The organism is Streptomyces sp. NPDC088124, from assembly GCF_040685895.1.
Taxonomy (GTDB): domain Bacteria; phylum Actinomycetota; class Actinomycetes; order Streptomycetales; family Streptomycetaceae; genus Streptomyces.
Window position 1 is genome coordinate 17,741 of sequence record NZ_JBFBJB010000042.1, and the last position, 17,316, is coordinate 35,056.

General features: G+C 68.3%; 19 protein-coding genes. 6 read left to right on the forward strand and 13 right to left on the reverse strand.

Translation table 11 applies throughout. The annotated features are described in order from the left end of the window. The first annotated feature begins 19 nt into the window (after nucleotides 1–19). The 4 genes from AB0P17_RS29880 to AB0P17_RS29895 are packed head-to-tail and all read left to right on the forward strand — an operon-like array spanning nucleotide 20 to nucleotide 4,940. Complete coding sequence (locus AB0P17_RS29880; protein WP_365815566.1) at nucleotides 20–1,810, forward strand: ABC transporter substrate-binding protein; 1,791 nt, start codon at nucleotides 20–22, stop codon at nucleotides 1,808–1,810. Between the two features lie 31 nt (nucleotides 1,811–1,841). After that, nucleotides 1,842–2,822: an ABC transporter permease gene (locus AB0P17_RS29885; RefSeq protein ID WP_365815568.1), complete on the forward strand. Its 981-nt coding sequence runs from the start codon at nucleotides 1,842–1,844 to the stop codon at nucleotides 2,820–2,822. Between the two features lie 11 nt (nucleotides 2,823–2,833). Next, entirely contained in the window at nucleotides 2,834–3,868 is a 1,035-nt protein-coding gene (locus tag AB0P17_RS29890; RefSeq protein WP_365815570.1) for an ABC transporter ATP-binding protein, read from the forward strand. A 31-nt stretch (nucleotides 3,869–3,899) separates the two neighbouring features. Continuing rightward, nucleotides 3,900–4,940 (forward strand): oligopeptide/dipeptide ABC transporter ATP-binding protein, encoded by a 1,041-nt coding sequence (locus AB0P17_RS29895; protein WP_365815572.1) that lies wholly within the window; start codon nucleotides 3,900–3,902, stop codon nucleotides 4,938–4,940. Nucleotides 4,941–4,998: 58 nt separating this feature from the next. Here AB0P17_RS29895 and AB0P17_RS29900 read toward each other — a convergent pair whose 3' ends face one another. Next, nucleotides 4,999–5,922, reverse strand: coding sequence for a MerR family transcriptional regulator (locus AB0P17_RS29900; protein ID WP_365815574.1), 924 nt, complete (start codon nucleotides 5,920–5,922; stop codon nucleotides 4,999–5,001). An 89-nt stretch (nucleotides 5,923–6,011) separates the two neighbouring features. Here AB0P17_RS29900 and AB0P17_RS29905 point away from each other — a divergent pair, with 89 nt between their 5' ends. Further along, a complete protein-coding gene (locus AB0P17_RS29905) occupies nucleotides 6,012–6,515 on the forward strand; it encodes a tetratricopeptide repeat protein (protein WP_365815576.1) in 504 nt (167 codons plus the stop codon). Nucleotides 6,516–6,742: 227 nt separating this feature from the next. After that, a complete protein-coding gene (locus AB0P17_RS29910; RefSeq protein WP_030825962.1) occupies nucleotides 6,743–7,120 on the forward strand; it encodes a hypothetical protein in 378 nt (125 codons plus the stop codon). Between the two features lie 25 nt (nucleotides 7,121–7,145). Here the strand turns inward: AB0P17_RS29910 and AB0P17_RS29915 are convergent, their stop codons facing one another. The 12 genes from AB0P17_RS29915 to AB0P17_RS29970 form a co-directional block, all read right to left on the reverse strand. Beyond that, nucleotides 7,146–7,970, reverse strand: coding sequence for a hypothetical protein (locus AB0P17_RS29915; protein WP_365815578.1), 825 nt, complete (start codon nucleotides 7,968–7,970; stop codon nucleotides 7,146–7,148). 64 nt (nucleotides 7,971–8,034) lie between these two features. Beyond that, nucleotides 8,035–8,634, reverse strand: a complete 600-nt coding sequence (locus tag AB0P17_RS29920; RefSeq protein ID WP_365815580.1) for a DUF4291 domain-containing protein — start codon at nucleotides 8,632–8,634, stop codon at nucleotides 8,035–8,037. After that, entirely contained in the window at nucleotides 8,631–9,185 is a 555-nt protein-coding gene (locus tag AB0P17_RS29925) for a hypothetical protein (protein WP_365815582.1), read from the reverse strand. The genes AB0P17_RS29920 and AB0P17_RS29925 overlap by 4 nt, the downstream gene beginning before the upstream one ends. A gap of 24 nt (nucleotides 9,186–9,209) precedes the next feature. Next, nucleotides 9,210–9,632, reverse strand: a complete 423-nt coding sequence (locus tag AB0P17_RS29930) for a hypothetical protein (protein WP_365815584.1) — start codon at nucleotides 9,630–9,632, stop codon at nucleotides 9,210–9,212. A gap of 21 nt (nucleotides 9,633–9,653) precedes the next feature. Next, entirely contained in the window at nucleotides 9,654–10,037 is a 384-nt protein-coding gene (locus AB0P17_RS29935) for a DUF4279 domain-containing protein (protein ID WP_365815586.1), read from the reverse strand. A gap of 72 nt (nucleotides 10,038–10,109) precedes the next feature. Next, complete coding sequence (locus tag AB0P17_RS29940) at nucleotides 10,110–11,789, reverse strand: putative T7SS-secreted protein (RefSeq protein WP_365815588.1); 1,680 nt, start codon at nucleotides 11,787–11,789, stop codon at nucleotides 10,110–10,112. Then, on the reverse strand, nucleotides 11,786–12,460 hold the full coding sequence (locus tag AB0P17_RS29945; protein ID WP_365815590.1) for a hypothetical protein: 675 nt from the start codon (nucleotides 12,458–12,460) through the stop codon (nucleotides 11,786–11,788). The genes AB0P17_RS29940 and AB0P17_RS29945 overlap by 4 nt, the downstream gene beginning before the upstream one ends. Further along, complete coding sequence (locus tag AB0P17_RS29950) at nucleotides 12,457–12,972, reverse strand: SseB family protein (RefSeq protein WP_365815592.1); 516 nt, start codon at nucleotides 12,970–12,972, stop codon at nucleotides 12,457–12,459. The genes AB0P17_RS29945 and AB0P17_RS29950 overlap by 4 nt, the downstream gene beginning before the upstream one ends. A 117-nt stretch (nucleotides 12,973–13,089) precedes the next feature. Continuing rightward, nucleotides 13,090–14,247 (reverse strand): dipeptide ABC transporter ATP-binding protein, encoded by a 1,158-nt coding sequence (locus tag AB0P17_RS29955; RefSeq protein WP_365815594.1) that lies wholly within the window; start codon nucleotides 14,245–14,247, stop codon nucleotides 13,090–13,092. After that, nucleotides 14,240–15,298 carry an ABC transporter ATP-binding protein gene (locus AB0P17_RS29960; protein WP_365815596.1) on the reverse strand — a complete coding sequence of 353 codons (1,059 nt, stop codon included), beginning with the start codon at nucleotides 15,296–15,298 and terminating at the stop codon, nucleotides 14,240–14,242. Before AB0P17_RS29960 ends, AB0P17_RS29955 begins: the two co-directional genes overlap by 8 nt. An 11-nt stretch (nucleotides 15,299–15,309) precedes the next feature. Next, a complete protein-coding gene (locus AB0P17_RS29965; RefSeq protein WP_365815598.1) occupies nucleotides 15,310–16,275 on the reverse strand; it encodes an ABC transporter permease in 966 nt (321 codons plus the stop codon). Beyond that, the gene (locus AB0P17_RS29970) at nucleotides 16,268–17,197 is read right to left on the reverse strand and encodes an ABC transporter permease (protein WP_365815600.1); all 930 of its coding nucleotides are present in this window, start codon (nucleotides 17,195–17,197) and stop codon (nucleotides 16,268–16,270) included. The genes AB0P17_RS29965 and AB0P17_RS29970 overlap by 8 nt, the downstream gene beginning before the upstream one ends. Nucleotides 17,198–17,316 lie beyond the last annotated feature (119 nt).

The window sequence follows — 17,316 nt, forward strand, 5'->3', positions numbered from 1 at the left end:
AGGGCAGGAAACAGCGGACATGTCCCTCTCACGCAGAAACCTCGTCATCACCACCTCCGTGGCGGCTGGCGGCTCCGCGCTCCTCGCCGCCTGCAGCAGCGGCAACTCCGGCGGCAGTGGCCCGGGCGAAGGGACCGGCGCCGCGGGCTCCACGAAGTACACCGGCAGTACGGTCGCCATCGGCACCGCCGCGGACTCCACCGGGCCCGCCCCCGCCGTCGCCGGGTCGCGCACGGGCGGCACGATCCGCGGCATCGGGCCCGACGACTTCTCCCATCTCGACCCACAGCGCATCTACTTCTCCTGGAACTCCACGGTCGGCAACCTGTACATCCGCTGCCTCACCGGCTACAAGATCGCGCCGGACGGCTCCATGAAGCTGGTGGGCGACCTCGCCACCGACGCGGGCACCCTGTCCGACGGCGGCAGGACCTGGACGTTCACGCTGAAGAGCGGCCTCCGGTGGGAGGACGGCAGCGAGCTGACCGTCGACGACGTACGCCACGGCATCGAACGCGGCTTCGCGAGCTTCACCACCGAGGGCGCCGGCTACCTCCAGACCGCGCTGACCGGCTCCACCGACTACCGGGCCGCGTACAAGGGCCCGTACGGCGGCAAGCACCTCGACTCCGTCGTCACCGACGCGCGGCGCGGGACCATCACCTTCCATCTGCAGCTGGCCCGCCCGGACCTCAACTTCACGCTGGCGATGCACTCGTACGGGGCCGTGCCGGTCAAGCTGGACACCAGGGAGAAGTACGACAGGGACCCGGTCTCGGCCGGACCGTACCGGCTCACGCAGCACGCGGTCGACAAGTCGATGACGCTCACCCGCAATCCGCACTGGGATCCCCGGACGGACGCGATCCGCACCGCCTATCCGGACCGTTTCGCCTTCGAGTTCGGGCCGCAGGCGCTCGCCGCCTCCGACCGGCTGATCGCCGACTCGGGCGACGACCGGTACGCGGTCATGGCGTACAGCGGAGTGCCGGCCGAGCGGATCCAGAAGGTGCTCACCGATCCCGCGCTGAAGAAGCGCACCGTCGACGGTCTGCTCACCGGCCTCTACTACTACGCCATCAACACCCGGCGCGTCCCCGATCTGAAGGTGCGCCAGGCCCTCATCCACGCCTGGCCGCTGGAGCAGATCCGGCAGATCTACGGCGGCCCGTCGGCGGGCGACATCGCGACGACGATCCTCAGCCCGGACATCCTGGGGCGCGAGAAGTTCGACGTCTACGGGAAGCTGAAGAAGCCTCAGGGCGACCCGGAGGCAGCGAAGAGGCTGCTCAAGGAGGCGGGGAAGACCGGCCAGAAGATCGTCTATGCCTTCCCCCAGGCCGACAACTACGACAAGACCAAGGTCGTCATCGAGAACGCGCTCAAGAAGGCGGGCTTCACCCCCGTCATCAAGCCGCTCGACTCCACCGGTTACTACGACCAGGTCCAGCAGATCGACAACCGGTTCGACGTGATGTGGTTCGGCTGGGCCCCGGACTGGCCCACCGGCTACACCCTGATCCAACCGCTCTTCGACAGCGGCACCATCGCCAACGGCGCCAACAACATCTCCCAGCTCAAGGTCGGCTGGGTGGACGCGGCGATCAGGAAGGACGTGGTGATCGCCGACCCCCGGCAGGCGGGCAGGGCGTGGGCCGCACTGGACCGGCGGATCATGACCGAGGAGGCGCCGATCATCCCGGAGACGTACCAGCGCCGCTTCTACCTGGCCGGGTCGAAGGTCGGCGGGGCACTCTACGACCCCCTGTTCTCGGCGGCCGTGCTCTACAAGCTGTACGCCAGGTCCTGAGGAAGCCGGAGGAGCCCAGGGAGGAGACGCCATGCTCCGCTTCCTCGTGCGCCGGGTGCTCGGCGCGGCGGTGATCCTGCTGATCATCAGCGCGTTCACCTTCGTCCTCTTCTACGTCGCGCCCCGCGATCCGGCCCGGGTGGCCTGCGGCAAGGTCTGCACCCCCGAGACGCTGGCGCTGGTACGGCGCAACCTGGGCATCGCGGATCCGCTGCCCGTGCAGTACTGGCACTGGCTCCAGGGGGTGTTCGCCGGCCGGGACTACGCGTCGTTCGGGCACTGCCCGGCGCCCTGCCTCGGCTACTCGTTCCACAACCGCGAACCGGTCCTCGGCACCATCCTCGACCGCTTCCCCACCACCCTGTCGCTCGCCCTCGGCAGCGCCGTCGTCTTCGTGGTGCTGGGCGTCGGGGCGGGCATGCTCGCGGCGGTCCGGCAGGGCAGGGCGCTGGACAAGGTCGCGTCGTCCGCCTCGCTGGTCGGCTCCTCGCTCCAGATCTACATCGTCGGGGTGGTCGCCATGTACTACCTCACCGACCAGTGGCACCTCCTCGGCCGCCCCCAGGACGTCCCGCTCACCCAGGACCCGGCGGGCTGGTTCCGGGGGCTGCTGCTGCCCTGGTTCGTCCTCGCGCTGATCTTCACCGCCAACTACACGCGGATGGCCCGCTCCCAGCTGATCGAGACGCTCGGCGAGGAGTACGTACGGACGGCACGCGCCAAGGGCCTCTCGCGCCGGACGGTCTTCTTCCGCTTCGCCTGGCGGGGCGCGATGGGGCCGATCGTCACCATCTTCGGGCTCGACATCGGGGCCCTGCTCGGCGGCGCCATCATCACCGAGCAGACGTTCGGCCTGCACGGCATCGGCGCGCTCTCCGTCAAGGCGGTCCAGGACAACGACCTGCCGCTGCTGCTCGGGGTGGTGCTCGTCGCGGCGGGGGCGATCGTCGTCTTCAACATCGTCGTCGACGCGGTGTACGCCGTCATCGACCCGCGTGTACGCCTCGCGTAGAAGGGCACCCCATGACCGCCTCCCCCTTCCTTTCCGTCCGCGACCTGCGCGTGCGCTTCGCCACGGAGGACGGCACCCTGCGCGCCGTCGACGGACTCTCCTTCGACGTCGCGCGCGGCAGGACCCTCGGGATCGTCGGCGAGTCGGGCTCCGGCAAGTCCGTCACCGGGCTGGCGGTCCTGGGTCTGCACGACCGTGACCGCGGCCGCACGGCGATCGAGGGGGAGATCCTGCTGGACGGACGCGACCTCCTCACCGCGGGCGAACGCGCACTCGAACGGCTGCGCGGGAACACGATGGCCATGATCTTCCAGGACGCGCTGGCCGCGCTCTCCCCGTACCACACGGTCGGCCGGCAGATCGCGGAGACGTACCGCAAGCACACCGGCGCCTCCCGGAAGGCCGCCCGCGCGCGGGCCGTCGAGATGCTGGGGCGGGTCGGGATCCCGCAGCCGGACGTACGGGCCGACGACTACCCGCACCAGTTCTCCGGCGGGATGCGCCAGCGGGCGATGATCGCGATGGCGCTGGTCTGCGACCCGGCGCTGCTGATCGCGGACGAGCCGACCACCGCGCTGGACGTCACCGTGCAGGCCCAGATCATGGACCTGCTGAAGGACCTCCAGCGGGAGACCGGCACCGCGATCATCTTCATCACCCACGACCTGGGCGTGATCGCCGACATCGCGGACGACGTCCTCGTGATGTACGGCGGCCGGTGCGTGGAGCGCGGCACGAAGCAGGCGGTCCTGCGCACCCCCCAACACCCGTACACCTGGGGCCTGCTCGGCTCCGTACCCAGCCTGGACACCCCCGTGGACGTCCCCCTCGCCCCCATCCCCGGCACCCCGCCCAGCCTCCTCGACCCGCCCGGCGGCTGCCGCTTCCACCCGCGCTGCGCCTTCACCGAACAGGTGGGCGCCACGCTCTGCGCGACCCGGCTGCCGCCGCTGGAACCGGACGCCGGGCACGGGGCGGCCTGTCACCTCACGCCCGCGCAACGGGTCGAGTTCTCCGCGGACTTCGCGGGAGCGGGCCCGGTATGAAACGACCTGCTGGAAAGGACTTCGAACATCCATGAGCGCCCCCACCCCCCTCCTGGAGATCTCCGGACTCGTCAAACACTTCCCGATCACGGGCGGCTTCCCCATCCGGCGTACGGTCGGCGCCGTCCAGGCGGTGGACGGACTCGACTTCACGGTCGCCGAGGGCGAGAGCCTGGGCCTGGTCGGCGAGTCCGGCTGCGGCAAGTCCACGACGGGCCGGCTCATCACCCGGCTCCTCGAACCGACCGGCGGCCGGATCACCTACCGCGGCCAGGACATCACGCACGCCCCGCGCAGGCGGCTGGCACCGGTGCGCCCCGAGATCCAGATGATCTTCCAGGACCCGTACGCCTCGCTCAATCCGCGGCAGACGGTCGGCAGGATCATCGCCGGGCCGATGGAGATCAACGGCATCGACCCGCCGGGCGGCCGGGAGAGACGCGTACGCGAACTCCTCGACACGGTCGGCCTCAACCCCGAGCACTTCAACCGCTTCCCGCACGAGTTCTCCGGCGGCCAGCGCCAGCGCATCGGGGTGGCCAGGGCACTCGCCCCACAGCCGAGGCTGATCGTGGCCGACGAGCCGGTCTCGGCGCTGGACGTCTCGATCCAGGCCCAGGTGGTCAACCTGCTCCAGCAGCTCCAGCGCGAACTGGGCATCGCCTTCGTCTTCATCGCCCACGACCTGGCCGTCGTACGCCACTTCTCGCAGCGCGTGGCGGTGATGTATCTGGGCCGGATCGTGGAGATCGCGGACCGGGACGAGCTGTACGGCGCCCCCCGTCACCCGTACACCAGGGCCCTGCTCTCGGCGGTCCCCGAGATGACGCTCCCGGACGACGACACCCCGCCCCGCACCCGCATCCGCCTGACGGGCGACGTCCCCTCCCCCGTCCAATCCCCATCCGGCTGCCGCTTCCGCACCCGCTGCTGGAAGGCAACGGACGCCTGCGCGACCCGCACACCCCCGCTGACCCGCCAGGACGGCAGCCGGCCCGGCCACCTGACGGCCTGCCACCACCCGGAACCACCGCCGCCCGCCGCCCCCGGGCCGGAGAAGAAGACCCCATAGCGCCCCTCCCCTCCCCCAGCGGGCGCCAGGAGCACCGGTGCTTCGGGACGGGCGTCCTTCAGGAAAGACCCTGGCGGTCGGCTCGCAGTGCGGCGATCAGCCATTCGAACGCGGGCACCTGCGAGGGGCTCGGCGGCCATCCGTTGAGCACGCCCAGCAGCAGCCAGTACCGGTCCACCTTCCTGTCGGTGAAGGTGGCCAGCCGATCGGCCAGCCGGACGCGTTCCGCCACGGACAGGCCGGGGCCGACGATCCGGTGCAGGATCTCCTCGCCCTCGGCCGATCCGGGGGCCACCTGCTCGCGGGCCGCCTGACCGGCGTGGACCGCGACCTTCGCCGGATCGGGCCCCTCCGGCTGCCGTTCCCCCCGGGCACCGGCCAGGGCCATCTCGCGTACCCGCTCCCGGAACGGCTCCTCACCGACCAGCTCGGCCAGCTCCACCCAGGCGTCCACCTGCTCGGGGGTCGGGTCGTCGGGCAGCTGCGCCGGCAGGGACCGCATCGCCTGGGCGATGTGGGCACCGGGCGCGCCGGCATCGACACCGTCGAAGGTCTCGCGGACAAAGTCGTCGATGATCCGCTGCCGCTCGTCGGCGGACATCCGGGCCAGCTCGTGCATCACTCTCATCTCCTTCGCCGTCGTACTGCCACGCCGAGCGACCCGGTCCAGCACCACGCGCCGCACCCGCAACGTACGGATCTCCGCGTCCAGCGCCCGGACATGCGCCCTCGCCACGTCACGCACCGTCGCCTGCCGGTCCAGCACCCGGCGCACCGTGTCCAGGTCCAGTCCCAGCTCCCGCAGGGTGTGGACCAGGACGACGCGGGCGGCGGCCTCGGCGTCGTACATCCTGAAGCCGCCCGCCGTGCGCCCGGACGGCTCCACGACGCCGCAGTCGGACCAGAAGCGGATCGTGCGCACGGAGAGCCCGGTACGCCGGGCGAGTTCGCCGATGGTCAGCATCTCGGTGGGATCGCTCACGAGCCCCACTCTCATCCCTCCAGCAGATGGAGAGTCAAGCTTCATTTTTTTCCGGACTACGCCCGGTCGAGCCCTGGAACAATGCGGGCATGGGTGAGAACGAAAGAGGCAAACGCCTGGCCGAAGCGATCGCACTGCGCGAGCAGGGCGCCCCCGACCAGGCCCGGGAACGGCTCCTGGCCCTGGCCGCCGCCCTTCCCGACGACGCGGAAGTGGCGTACCAGACGGCGTGGGTCCACGACGTCCTGGGCCTGGAGGCCGAAGCGGCCCCCTTCTACGAACGCGCCCTGAGCGACCGTACGACCCTGACGGAGCCGGACCGCCGCGGCGCACTGCTCGGCCTCGGCTCCACGTACCGCGTGCTCGGCCGGTACGCGCAGGCGGTCGACACCCTGCGTGCGGGCGTCGCGGAGTTCCCGGACGACGGCGCGCTGCGGACATTCCTGGCCATGGCCCTGTTCAACACGGAGGAACACCACGAGGCCATGACGCTCCTGCTGAACCTGCTGGCCACGACGAGCGGGGACCCGCACGTACAGCGGTACCGGCGGGCGATCGAGCACTACGCGCGCGACTTGCACGAAACGGTCTGAGGACGGGCCCGGCGAGTAGCAACCCCCGCCCGCACGCCTCGTCGTCCCGTGGCGCCCGCACACCGGGCCGTCCGGAGATGGGCGACCAGCGGTCCGCCCCCAGCTCCCGGACCTGATACGAGTAGTTGGGCTGTGTTGAGTGTCTGTGCTGCGACCGGGATGGTTCACCGTGATCGGAAGCCGGCTCGCGGGACGAGCGCACACGAAACGGCTGGTATTACTGGGGCATGCAGGAAGAGATTGCACGCTCCGCGATCGACACGTTCATCTCCGCGTTCAACGCCTCGGACGACAGCTATGTGACCGCCCTGCTCTCCCAGGCTCTGACCTCAGACGTGGTCTTCTGGGGGCCGTTGGGTCGCAGCGAAGGAATCGCGGCGGTCGAGCGGTTCGTGCTGGACATCCGGCGCCACCCGGCGGGTACCGGCACGATGGTGCGCTGCTCGGCGGTGGACATGCCTGACGAGTGGGCCCGGTACCAGTGGGTCTTCACCACGCCGGATGGAGGTCCCCGGCTGGCGGGAACGGACGTCGTCCATCTGCGGCGGAGCCTCATCGACCAGGTCATCGTCTTTGCGGGGGAGATCGAACCGTCCGCCTCCTGAGCCATCCTTCTGTCGCTGCCCGCGGTCAGCCGATGCGCTGCCGCACTTCGTCACGTATCTCGTGGACCTTCTGCGCCGTGGCGTCGAGGTCGACGGATTCAGGGTCTCGCGTGGCATCCTCGGAGCCGAAGAACGCGACGTAGGCAGCGGTGTTCTCGTCACCCCACGCACATACGGGGACAGTGGAGGTCGTGCCCTCGTCGTCGGAGAGCATGACCGTGCAGTGCAGATCGATGTCCGACCCTTCCGGCGTGATGATCTCCGGCGGGCTGGGCTCGCTCATCCCGTCCGCCTCCCTCATGCCACTCAACAGGCTCTCCCGCTCCTTCGACGGGTTCTTGAACTGCCCGTACGTTCCCGCGAGAACGAGCCCGCTCTGCGCATCCGTAGCGGTGCCCGTGTAGGAACCCAGGATTCCCTTCGTATAGCGTGAATCCGGCCCGTCGCCGTAACCTTCCTGCTCCAACTGGTCGTTCGTTTCGGCGGTTCCGTCCTCGACCAGCGTGTATCCGTCACTCAGGAGCGCCTTCGGAACGGTGAGCCGGTACGTGGCCGCCGGGAATGCGTCCGAGGAACGTCCTGAGGAAGCGCTACCCCGATTACCGAGGTAGGAGAGGACGAGGAGTCCCACGACCGACGCCCCGACGATGCCGAGGATCAGCCCGGGCCGGTTCTTGCGCGGGGGCGGCCCCGGCGGGAACTGCCCCCAGGGCGCCTGGCCGACGTACGGCGGAGGTGGCTGCTGGTACTGGTACTGCCCGGGCGGATACGGGTGAGAGGCGTACGGGTTGGGCTGCTGCGGGGGTCCGTACGGGCCCGGGGACTGGTGGGGCGGCGGTGGCATGGTCATGATCGCGAATCCTACGCACGCGGCAGATGCACGCCGTGCCACCCGCTCCACCCGAGTCAGCCGATCACGTCGATATCCGCGTGCGCGCGATGCGTTCGCCCACGGCCGCCGGCAGCGGATACTCACGCTCTTCTGGCAGCAGGGCAGCCACTTCCGCCTGGTCCCCCGCACGAACCGCCCGGTGAATGTCGCCGACCATGCCGGTGATGTCGGTCATGCCGACGATCCAGTCGTCCAGATACCTCTCGACCGCTTCCCCCGACAGGCCGACCTGAATGGCGCGCCGGGACAGCGGATTCAGCCCGGTATCGCGGTCCGGGTCCCACTGCACCCGGACCGGACTCGACTCCAACTCCGCCCGCCACTCGACCTCGTCACGAAACCGGGTCCGGTCGAAATGACTGAGGCACGCATGGGAAAGAGCCCACTCGAAGCCTTCCCTCGTGATCTGGATGGACAGGACCCGCTCCTGATCCGGCTTCATGGCCCAGCCCGAGCGATACATCATCCAGAGAAACGAGGGCTTGATCCACGTCATCCGGGTGCGCTTGAACGGATCCACAAATGTTCCGGCGGCCACTGCGGGATCGGCAATCCTCGCCGGGTAGGCCTGATACACGGTGATGGTGTCGTCCGTGAAAACCGCGCGAACTTTCTCATTCATACGGATACCTCTTCCGCCCAAGTCTCCGGACGCCTGATGATCGGCCCCTCAACCTCACGTGCACCGCACATGTACAGGAGCCACCGCAATTCCTCCCACGCGAAGAATGATTCACCCCACGCGTCAACCCACAGCCTCAGCCGACCATCCGACAGGGATGTCAGATCCCACCACGCCCACCCCCGCACCTCCGCTTCCGGATGAAATCGGTACAGCCAGTCCCGCAAACCCCAGGGCCGCTCTCCGATCTTCTCCGAGTAGCGCAAGGCGCCCACCCGGGCGAAAACCTCGACGTGACCATTACCTCCGAGAGACACAGCCCTGAACCAGGCCGGTATCGTATCGACGGGGAAGTCATCGTCCTCGAACTCCTCCGACATCGCTAGCGCCAAGACCGCACCCAGGACAGCCCGAAGCCGGGTCGCATACTCGATAGCAGGCACCTCGATCACCACATCGATGTGCGAGAGGACCGGGGGAGCTGACGAAAATTCTGGACGTTCGAATACACGAGACCTCTCCGACTGGAGATCTTCAATTTCGTGCAGCACTTTCACCATCATCCGATCGGGCCTTCAGCCGTCGAGCCAACTCAAAGGATCCTCTTCCTGGGTATCAGTGAGCGTCGTAACCGAAACAGGAATCGCCAGGGATGCCAGCCTACCGATCACCCAGGACGAAAGAATCAATTGCGATCCAGTTCTCACCGATCCCGTAATGGCCACCTGAACCGCATGGCCAGCTTCGAGAAGGCTCTCCACCCCGCTCAAGCGAGGCTTGAATTGGGCCACCATCGCGATGACTTTAGACTCCAAGTCGTCGCTGAAATTTTCGCCGTAAGTGTACGCCCACCAATCCGGCCCCGAAGTAACGACAACACCACGCTCCGACGGAACAACATCAACGCCCAGAAAATCACAGACAGCGGAGACATCAATGGATTTTTTCATCACAGCAAGTGAGACATTCACCGAGCCCCAGGCATCGACCACAGCCACGACACGCCCTTACCGAGCCAACTATCGCTCATTAATATTAGGAATGATTTTCACCGCCGTTTGCAGGCGGGAAATCCTCGCCATTTCGTCTCCGGAGAAGACAATCTGGGAATCATTTCCAGCAAACCCCGACACGATGATAGTCGTTTCGCAGCCTTCAGCTCTCAACATTTCCAGAACCCGGGCACACCCCTCAGCCGCCCGAAGAATCACATCAAGCTGCTCCGAGAAGATTCTGGTCGTACGCTCGTCGCACTGCAGACGCCACTGCCCATCGGCGTCCCCTCCGGGATCCCAACGATCAACCCCGGGCAGTCGCACGGCCGAGGGCTGCAGCCCCAGGCGCGCCGTGACCGAATCAGGATCAAGATCATCCTTCTTGACGACAAGAGTTACGTCCGTCAACGTCCACGACTCCCCCAACTGCCGAGCACCATTCATTAAAACTCCACCCGGTCCCCTCTTCCGTTTACCGCACTACTGCTTGAACTCGCGACAGGCCGCCCAATGCACGTTCCCCATGTCAGATTCCAGGAGATCGGAAAGCATAGTCCGTTTGGGAACCGTTGTAGAATTCTCGTAAACGGTGAACCCGCCCGGCCCCTTCGCCTCGGGAGGAGCCAGAGTGTAGTTCGGTATTCTATCCCCTGAGGCAAATCTCTCCACCGCCTGCCCCGGATAGGACCCTCCTTCCACCGCAACCCCGTTGAGTCCGGGAATCCTTTCACCATGCGAAACATAGAATGAGATGCTTGTGCCTGGAGGAACAACCACCTCGCCCGCTCCGACTTCAATGTAACCATGACCGGCCAATACGGTCTCACCATCCGGCCGCCCACCTTTGAGAACTCGACTTGCATAGTAATGCCCGTCGCTATCGGCCCACGTTCTCGGCGACACCTCCGGCGAACTCTCGACGACTGCACGCTTCACATCCTCGAACGCCGGTAATTCCGCACCCGACCCTCTGCTCGCCAGATTATCGAACGGGCTTCCAGCGCTGCCTGTCGGGCCATTCTTGAGACCATCTCTCATACCCTCGCCAGCCGCGCTCCTGATGCCGCCGGCCCCCCGCCCCGCGCCCTTCGTGCCGATCAGCTCGGGCACGAGCCGGCCGAGGAACTCGCTGGGGTCCTTCTTCGCCGAGACCCAGGCGTCCTTCAGCGCCTGGTCGGGGTCGGCGCCCACCGCGACCAGGCCCGCCAGCGTCATGTTGACGCCCTTGTAGTACTCGGCCGGGTGCGTGATGTTGTACGCGTCCATCGGGTTGACCGAGCGGACGAAGTTGGTGATACCGACCGTGCCCTTGACGATGCCGCCGCCGAAGTGGCTCATCTCCGTCGACTGGCTCACGGAGAAGTCGACCAGACCGAGCTTCGCCCGCTCCGTCGCCGAAGGCATCGCCGGCGCGTGGGCCAGCGCCGCCGCGATCGCCTTCCGTGCCGTTTCGGCCGCTTCGTCGCGCTGACGGCGGGCCTCGGTCAGGATCTCCCGCGCCCGTACCCGCCGCGCCTCACCCGGATCGGTGAACTCGCCCGGATCCGGGAGCGGATCGGGGCCGTTCCTGGCGGCGTTGTAGGCGTCGACCTTCTTGTTGTACGCGGCCACCGCCGCCTTCGAGGCCGCCTCGCCCTCCTCGTAACGGGCGATCGCCTCCGTGGCCTGGGCCTGCGCCCAGGTGACCGTCGTCGCGTATGTCTTCAGCGCCCCCGCCGCGTCCCCGAAGGAGTCCGCGGCGCGCAGCCAGTCCCCGCCGAGCGGTGCGAACTTCTCGCGGAACGCGTCGGCCGCCGCGCCCTTCCAGTGGCTGGAGTCCAGGTTCTTCATGCCCCGGCCCACGAGCTCGAACGCGTCCTGGAAGTCCGTGAGGTTCCGCGCGCTCGCGTTGATCCTGGCCGTGCTGCCGTGGATCAGCTCGTCGGCCTCCTCGCTCTGGCCGAGCTGCCGCTCCCCCACCCTCGCGCCCAGCGAGGACGCGGCGCTGTCGCCCCAGTCCTCGACCTGGTCCGCCAGGCCCTCGGCGCCCGCGTACTCCAGACCGGCGCCGGCCTGGTCCGTCGCCCAGTCGACGCCCTCGCCGAGCTTACGCTTGCCGGCCTCCCAGCCGGCCTCCAGCTTTCCGAGACCCTTGTCCGCCAGCTCGCCCCAGTCGGTCACCGGCCGTCCCCTCCGTCAGCAGAGCCGCTGTTCGGCCCGTACCGCTCCTCCGCCTGCTGGAGGGCCGCCTCCGAGGGGCTGAAGGTGTCGCGGAACCTCTCCTCCATGGGCTCGTTCAGTTCCGGGCTCACGAGGCCCTTCTCCTGGAGGTCCTTCAGCGCCCCGCGCTCCGCCACGTACAGGGTGTCGCCCCAGGTCTGCTTCACCTCGCCGTGCGCCTGCTCGAACGACTCGGCGCTGTAGTCCGCGCCGTCGTACGCCGACTGTGAGCGGATCTCGTCCCAGCTCTTGCCCTGGACCTCTTCCTCACTGAGGTGCGGGTTCCCGTTCACCGCGTTCACCGCGATCTTGAACGTGCCCTTGACGTACTGCTCCTGCTCGTGGAACGCCCCGGCCGACAGCCCCACGCCGGAGGCGAAGTTGTTCCCCCGCCACATCAGCGCCCGTACGCCCCACTCCCAGCGCTCGCAGAACGTGTCGAACTGCGCGGCCAGCCCCTCGTGTCCCAGCTCCAGCCCGGTCAGGGCGAGTTCCGCGAAGCCGCGGCCCGCGGTCGCCTCGCCGATCGCGCCGAGGTCCTTCAGTTCGCCGTGCGCCTTGTCGATGCCCTGCGCTATCAGGGCCAGCGCCTCGTCCGGGGCGTCGAGGTCCGGGGCGTCCCCGCCGCTCACCGTGTTCCCCCCGCCGCCGCTCCCCTGGCGTCCGGATCCACGACCGCCGTCTCCGGGACCACCCCGGCCACCGGCGGAAAGAGCGTCCCGTCGGGGCTGCCCGCGTCCAGGGCCACGCCCGCCGGTACGCCGAGCAGCGGCACCATCACGTCCAGCAGGCGCGCGCCCAGCACCGTACGGTACGGCCACTCCCGCGCCGCGTCCCCGCGCGCGAGTGCGAACCGGGCCAGCGCGGCCTCGTCCGAGAAGGCGCAGATCCACCGGACGCCGCCCTGCTCCGCCGTCCAGAGGCCGCCCCGGCCGTCGTCGGGGACGAGCACCGCCGTACGCCGGAATTCCCCCAGCAACGCCGCGAACTCCGCTCTCGCCGCCTCGATCCGGTCGGCCGGGGACGCCGCGGGGGGCGGCGGAGGGACCGGTCCCGGGCGGCTTCCGCCCGGCTCGGAGCGGGCCAGATCCGCCAGGCGCAGGGGGCGTTCCCGCCCTGGTGAACCGTTCCCGCTCGTGGTCATGAGCCGGATTCTGTCGTGATCGTATTACCTAACGCAACGCCGAAAGAGCGGACCGCGAACGCGGCAGGGCCCGGAACCGTCCGTACGGTTCCGGGCCCTGCTCACCAGAGGCACGCGTCAGGCCGCGTGGACCACGTCCTTCTCCTCCGCGAAGTGGCACGCCGACTCGTGCGCGGCCTCGGCGTCCGAGTCCTTGAAGCGCTCCGGGACGGCGAGCAGCGGCACCTCCTCCGCGCACCGGTCCTGCGCCTTCCAGCAGCGGGTGCGGAAGCGGCAGCCGGACGGCGGGTTGGCCGGGGAGGGGACGTCTCCGGAGAGGATGATCCGCTCGCGGCCCTCGCGGGCCTCCGGGTCGGGGACCGGGACCGCCGACAGCAGCGCCTGGGTGTAGGGGTGCGTGGGGTGGTCGTAGATCTGCGTGTCCGTACCGATCTCGGCCATCTTGCCGAGGTACATGACGCCCACCCGGTCGGAGATGTGCCGGACGATCGACAGGTCGTGCGCGATGAAGATGTACGAGAGGTTGAACTCGTTCTGGAGCTTCTCCATCAGGTTGATGACCTGCGCCTGCACGGAGACGTCCAGCGCCGAGACCGGCTCGTCGCAGATGATGACCTCGGGGTTGAGCGCGAGGCCGCGGGCGATGCCGATGCGCTGGCGCTGACCGCCCGAGAACTGGTGCGGGTAACGGTTGATGTACTCCGGGTTGAGCCCCACCACATCCAGCAGTTCCTGGACCCGGCGCCGCCGGTCGCCCTTCGGTGCCACCTCGGGGTGGATGTCGAACGGCTCCCCGATGATGTCGCCGACCGTCATACGGGGGTTGAGCGAGGTGTACGGGTCCTGGAACACCATCTGGATGTTCCGCCGCACCGCCTTCAGCGCCCGCCCCGACAGCTTCGTGATGTCCTGGCCCTTGAAGAAGACCTCGCCCGCGGTGGCCGTCTCCAGCATCATCAGCAGCTTGGCGACGGTGGACTTGCCACAGCCGGACTCGCCGACGATGCCCAGCGTCTCGCCCTGGTACAGGTCGAACGAGATGCCGTCGACGGCCTTGACCGCGCCGACCTGCCGCTTGAAGAGGATGCCCTGGGTCAGCGGGAAGTGCTTGACGAGGTTGCGGACCTGGAGGATCGGCTCGCCGCGCTCGACGGGCGCCTCGATCGCGGCGACGGAGGCCGACTCGCTCGCCGCGTCGACCACGTCCACCTCGGTGACGTTCGGGGTGGTGTCCACCGCGTCCACGGCCTCGTCTCGTTTCGCCGGCTCAGCCATGGATCGTCTCCTTCCAGAAGTGGCACGCACTGCCGCGGCCCGGCAGCTCGCCGCCGTCCCGCTCGGTCACCCGCACCAGCGGCGGGACCTCCGTACGGCAGATGTCCTGCGCCGAGGGGCAGCGCGGGTTGAAGGCGCAACCGCCGGGGATCTTCAGCAGGTTGGGGGGCAGGCCCTTGATCGCGTACAGCTCCTGGCCCTTCTGGTCCAGGCGCGGGATCGAGTCCAGCAGACCCCTGGTGTACGGATGCGCCGGACGCTGGTAGATCTCGTGCACCGGGGCCGTCTCCACGATCCGGCCCGCGTACATCACCGCGATCTTGTCCGCCACGTCGGCGACGACGCCGAGGTCGTGGGTGATCAGGATCAGGCCCATGTTGAACTCGCGCTGCAACTCGGCCAGCAGATCCATCACCTGCGCCTGGACCGTCACGTCGAGCGCCGTCGTCGGCTCGTCCGCGATGATCAGATCCGGCTCCAGCGCCAGCGCCATCGCGATCATGATCCGCTGACGCATACCCCCGGAGAACTGGTGCGGGTAGTCGTTCACCCGGTCCTTCGCCGCCGGGATACGCACCCGGTCCATCAGCTCGATGGACTTGGCCTTGGCCTCCTTCTTGGAGAGGCCCTGGTGCACCCGGAACATCTCGCCGAGCTGGTAGCCGACGGAGAGCACGGGGTTGAGCGACGAGAGCGCGTCCTGGAAGATCATCGCGATCTTCCGGCCGCGGATCTTGCGCCGCTCGTCGTTGCTCATCTTGAGCATGTCCTGGCCCCGGAAGAGGATCTCTCCCTTGGGGATGCGGCCCGGAGGCATGTCGAGGATGCCCATGATCGCCTGCGCGGTCACGGACTTGCCCGAGCCCGACTCGCCCAGCACGGCGAGGGTCTCCCCGGCGGCGACGCTGTAGTTGACCCCGTTGACCGCCTTGGCCACGCCGTCCCGGGTGTGGAACTCCACATGCAGGTCACGGACTTCCAGCAGCATGCCGCCGTCGCCGCCGGAGGCATCCGGAGCGGACCGGTCCGCTGTCTTCTCGATGATGGTCATGTACGCCTCCCTCAGCGCAGCTTGGGGTCGAGGGCGTTGCGTACCGCATCGCCGAGCATGATGAACGCCAGAACGGTGATCGAGACCATGACCGACGGGATGATCAGGACGAACGCGGCGTTACGGAGCTGTTCCTGGCCCGAGGAGATGTCGACACCCCACGAGACGGTCGGCTCGGCGAGGCCGATACCCAGGAAGGACAGGGTGGCCTCGGCGGAGATGTAGCCGCCGAGCGCGATGGTGGCGACGACGATCACCGGGGCGATCGCGTTGGGCAGGATGTGCCGCAGCAGGATCCGGGTGGTCGAGGCGCCGAGCGCCTTGGCCGCCATCACGTAGTCCGCCTGCTTGACGGTGAGCACCGAGCCGCGGGCGACACGGGCGATCTGGGTCCAGCCGAGGAAGGCGAGGGCCAGGATCACGACGTACACGTGACGCTCCTCGAACGAGGTCAGGACGACCATCGCGCCGAGGATGAAGGGCACGCCGAAGAAGATGTCGGTGACCCGGGAGAGCAGCGTGTCGATCCAGCCGCCGAAGTACCCGGCGAGCATGCCGACGACCGTGCCGAGCACGGTGACGAGCGCGGTGACGGCGAGGGCGACGGTGATGGAGGCGCGGGCCCCGTAGATCACGCGTGCGTAGACCGAGCGGCCCTGGATGTCGTAACCGAACCAGTCCTCCTTGAAGAAGTGGCTCCAGTTCGGCTTCTGCAGGTAGTGGTTGGCGAGATCCGCGTACCGCGGGTCCGCCCCGGTGAACAGCCCGGGGAAGATCGCCATCACCAGCAGCACCACGATCAGCACGGCGGAGATGAGGAAGAGCGGGTTGCGCCGCAGGTCGTTCCAGGCGTCCGACCACAGGCTGCGGGGCTTGCCCAGCGAGCCGTCGGCGGGCGCCGCCGGGCCCTCGGCCAGCGCCTCGGCCGGTTTCACCCCACCGGTGTCCTTGGTGGTGTCCTTGAGTGCCTCAGGCATAACGGATCCTCGGGTCCAGGACCGCGTAAAGCAGGTCGACGAGCAGGCTGGCGACGAGATACACGACCACGATCAGGGTCACGATGCCCACGACCGTGGCGCCCTCCCGGTGCCTGAGCGCGTCGAAGATGGCGTTCCCGACACCCTTGACGTTGAAGATGCCCTCGGTCACGACCGCGCCGCCCAGCAGGGAGCCCAGGTCGGTCCCGAGGAAGGTGACCACCGGGATCATGGAGTTGCGCATCAGGTGCACGACGACGATACGACGGCGCGGCAGCCCCTTGGCGACCGCGGTGCGCATGTAGTCGGAGCGGAGGTTCTCCGCGATCGAGGTACGGGTGAGCCGTGCCACGTACGCCAGGGAGAGCGAGGCGAGTACCACGGCGGGCAGGAACAGTTCGTCCCAGCTCGCTTCCCCGCTCACGTTCGGGTCCACCCAGCCGAGCTGGAAGGCGAAGAAGTACTGGCCGAGGAAGCCGAGAACGAAGGACGGAACGGAGATGAGCAGAAGGGTCAGGATGAGCAGCCCGCGGTCCCGGAGGGTGTCGGCCTTCAGACCGGCGAAGACCCCCATCGAGATACCGACGAGAACGGTGAAGGCGAAGGCGAACAGGGCCAAGCGGACCGTGATCGGGAACGCCTCGGAGATGATGTCGGCGACCGGTCGCCCGCTGGCGATCTGCGTGCCGAAGTCACCCTGGAACAGGCCGGTCAGATAGTTCCAGTACTGGTGCCAGAGCGGCAGATCGAGCCCGAGATCCTTCTTCATCGCAGCGATCTGCGAGGGATCGGAGGTCTGCTCACCGGCGAGCGCGCGCACGGGGTCACCGGGCAGCGCGAACATCATGGAGAAGACCAGCAGGGTTGACCCGATGAACACCGGGATCATCTGGAGCAGTCGCCGCGCGACGTAACGCCCCATGTTTGCCTCCGAATGAAATAACTTCAGCCCCGAAGGCCGCTCCCCGTGCGATGAAGGGGAGCGGCCTCGGGACCACCGCCGTCGGGGCGGCTTCTGGCCGAGTGGGGGGGATGGCCCTC

Bases quoted from the DNA above. Each gene is read 5' to 3' on its own strand.
- AB0P17_RS29890 (WP_365815570.1), top strand. From the start codon at position 2,834: ATGACCGCCTCCCCCTTCCTTTCCGTCCGCGACCTGCGCGTGCGCTTC.
- AB0P17_RS29915 (WP_365815578.1), bottom strand. From the start codon at position 7,970: ATGACCATGCCACCGCCGCCCCACCAGTCCCCGGGCCCGTACGGACCC.
- AB0P17_RS29955 (WP_365815594.1), bottom strand. From the start codon at position 14,247: ATGGCTGAGCCGGCGAAACGAGACGAGGCCGTGGACGCGGTGGACACC.
- AB0P17_RS29880 (WP_365815566.1), top strand. From the start codon at position 20: ATGTCCCTCTCACGCAGAAACCTCGTCATCACCACCTCCGTGGCGGCT.
- AB0P17_RS29970 (WP_365815600.1), bottom strand. From the start codon at position 17,197: ATGGGGCGTTACGTCGCGCGGCGACTGCTCCAGATGATCCCGGTGTTC.
- AB0P17_RS29920 (WP_365815580.1), bottom strand. From the start codon at position 8,634: ATGAATGAGAAAGTTCGCGCGGTTTTCACGGACGACACCATCACCGTG.
- AB0P17_RS29885 (WP_365815568.1), top strand. From the start codon at position 1,842: ATGCTCCGCTTCCTCGTGCGCCGGGTGCTCGGCGCGGCGGTGATCCTG.
- AB0P17_RS29895 (WP_365815572.1), top strand. From the start codon at position 3,900: ATGAGCGCCCCCACCCCCCTCCTGGAGATCTCCGGACTCGTCAAACAC.
- AB0P17_RS29905 (WP_365815576.1), top strand. From the start codon at position 6,012: ATGGGTGAGAACGAAAGAGGCAAACGCCTGGCCGAAGCGATCGCACTG.
- AB0P17_RS29950 (WP_365815592.1), bottom strand. From the start codon at position 12,972: ATGACCACGAGCGGGAACGGTTCACCAGGGCGGGAACGCCCCCTGCGC.
- AB0P17_RS29965 (WP_365815598.1), bottom strand. From the start codon at position 16,275: ATGCCTGAGGCACTCAAGGACACCACCAAGGACACCGGTGGGGTGAAA.
- AB0P17_RS29960 (WP_365815596.1), bottom strand. From the start codon at position 15,298: ATGACCATCATCGAGAAGACAGCGGACCGGTCCGCTCCGGATGCCTCC.
- AB0P17_RS29910 (WP_030825962.1), top strand. From the start codon at position 6,743: ATGCAGGAAGAGATTGCACGCTCCGCGATCGACACGTTCATCTCCGCG.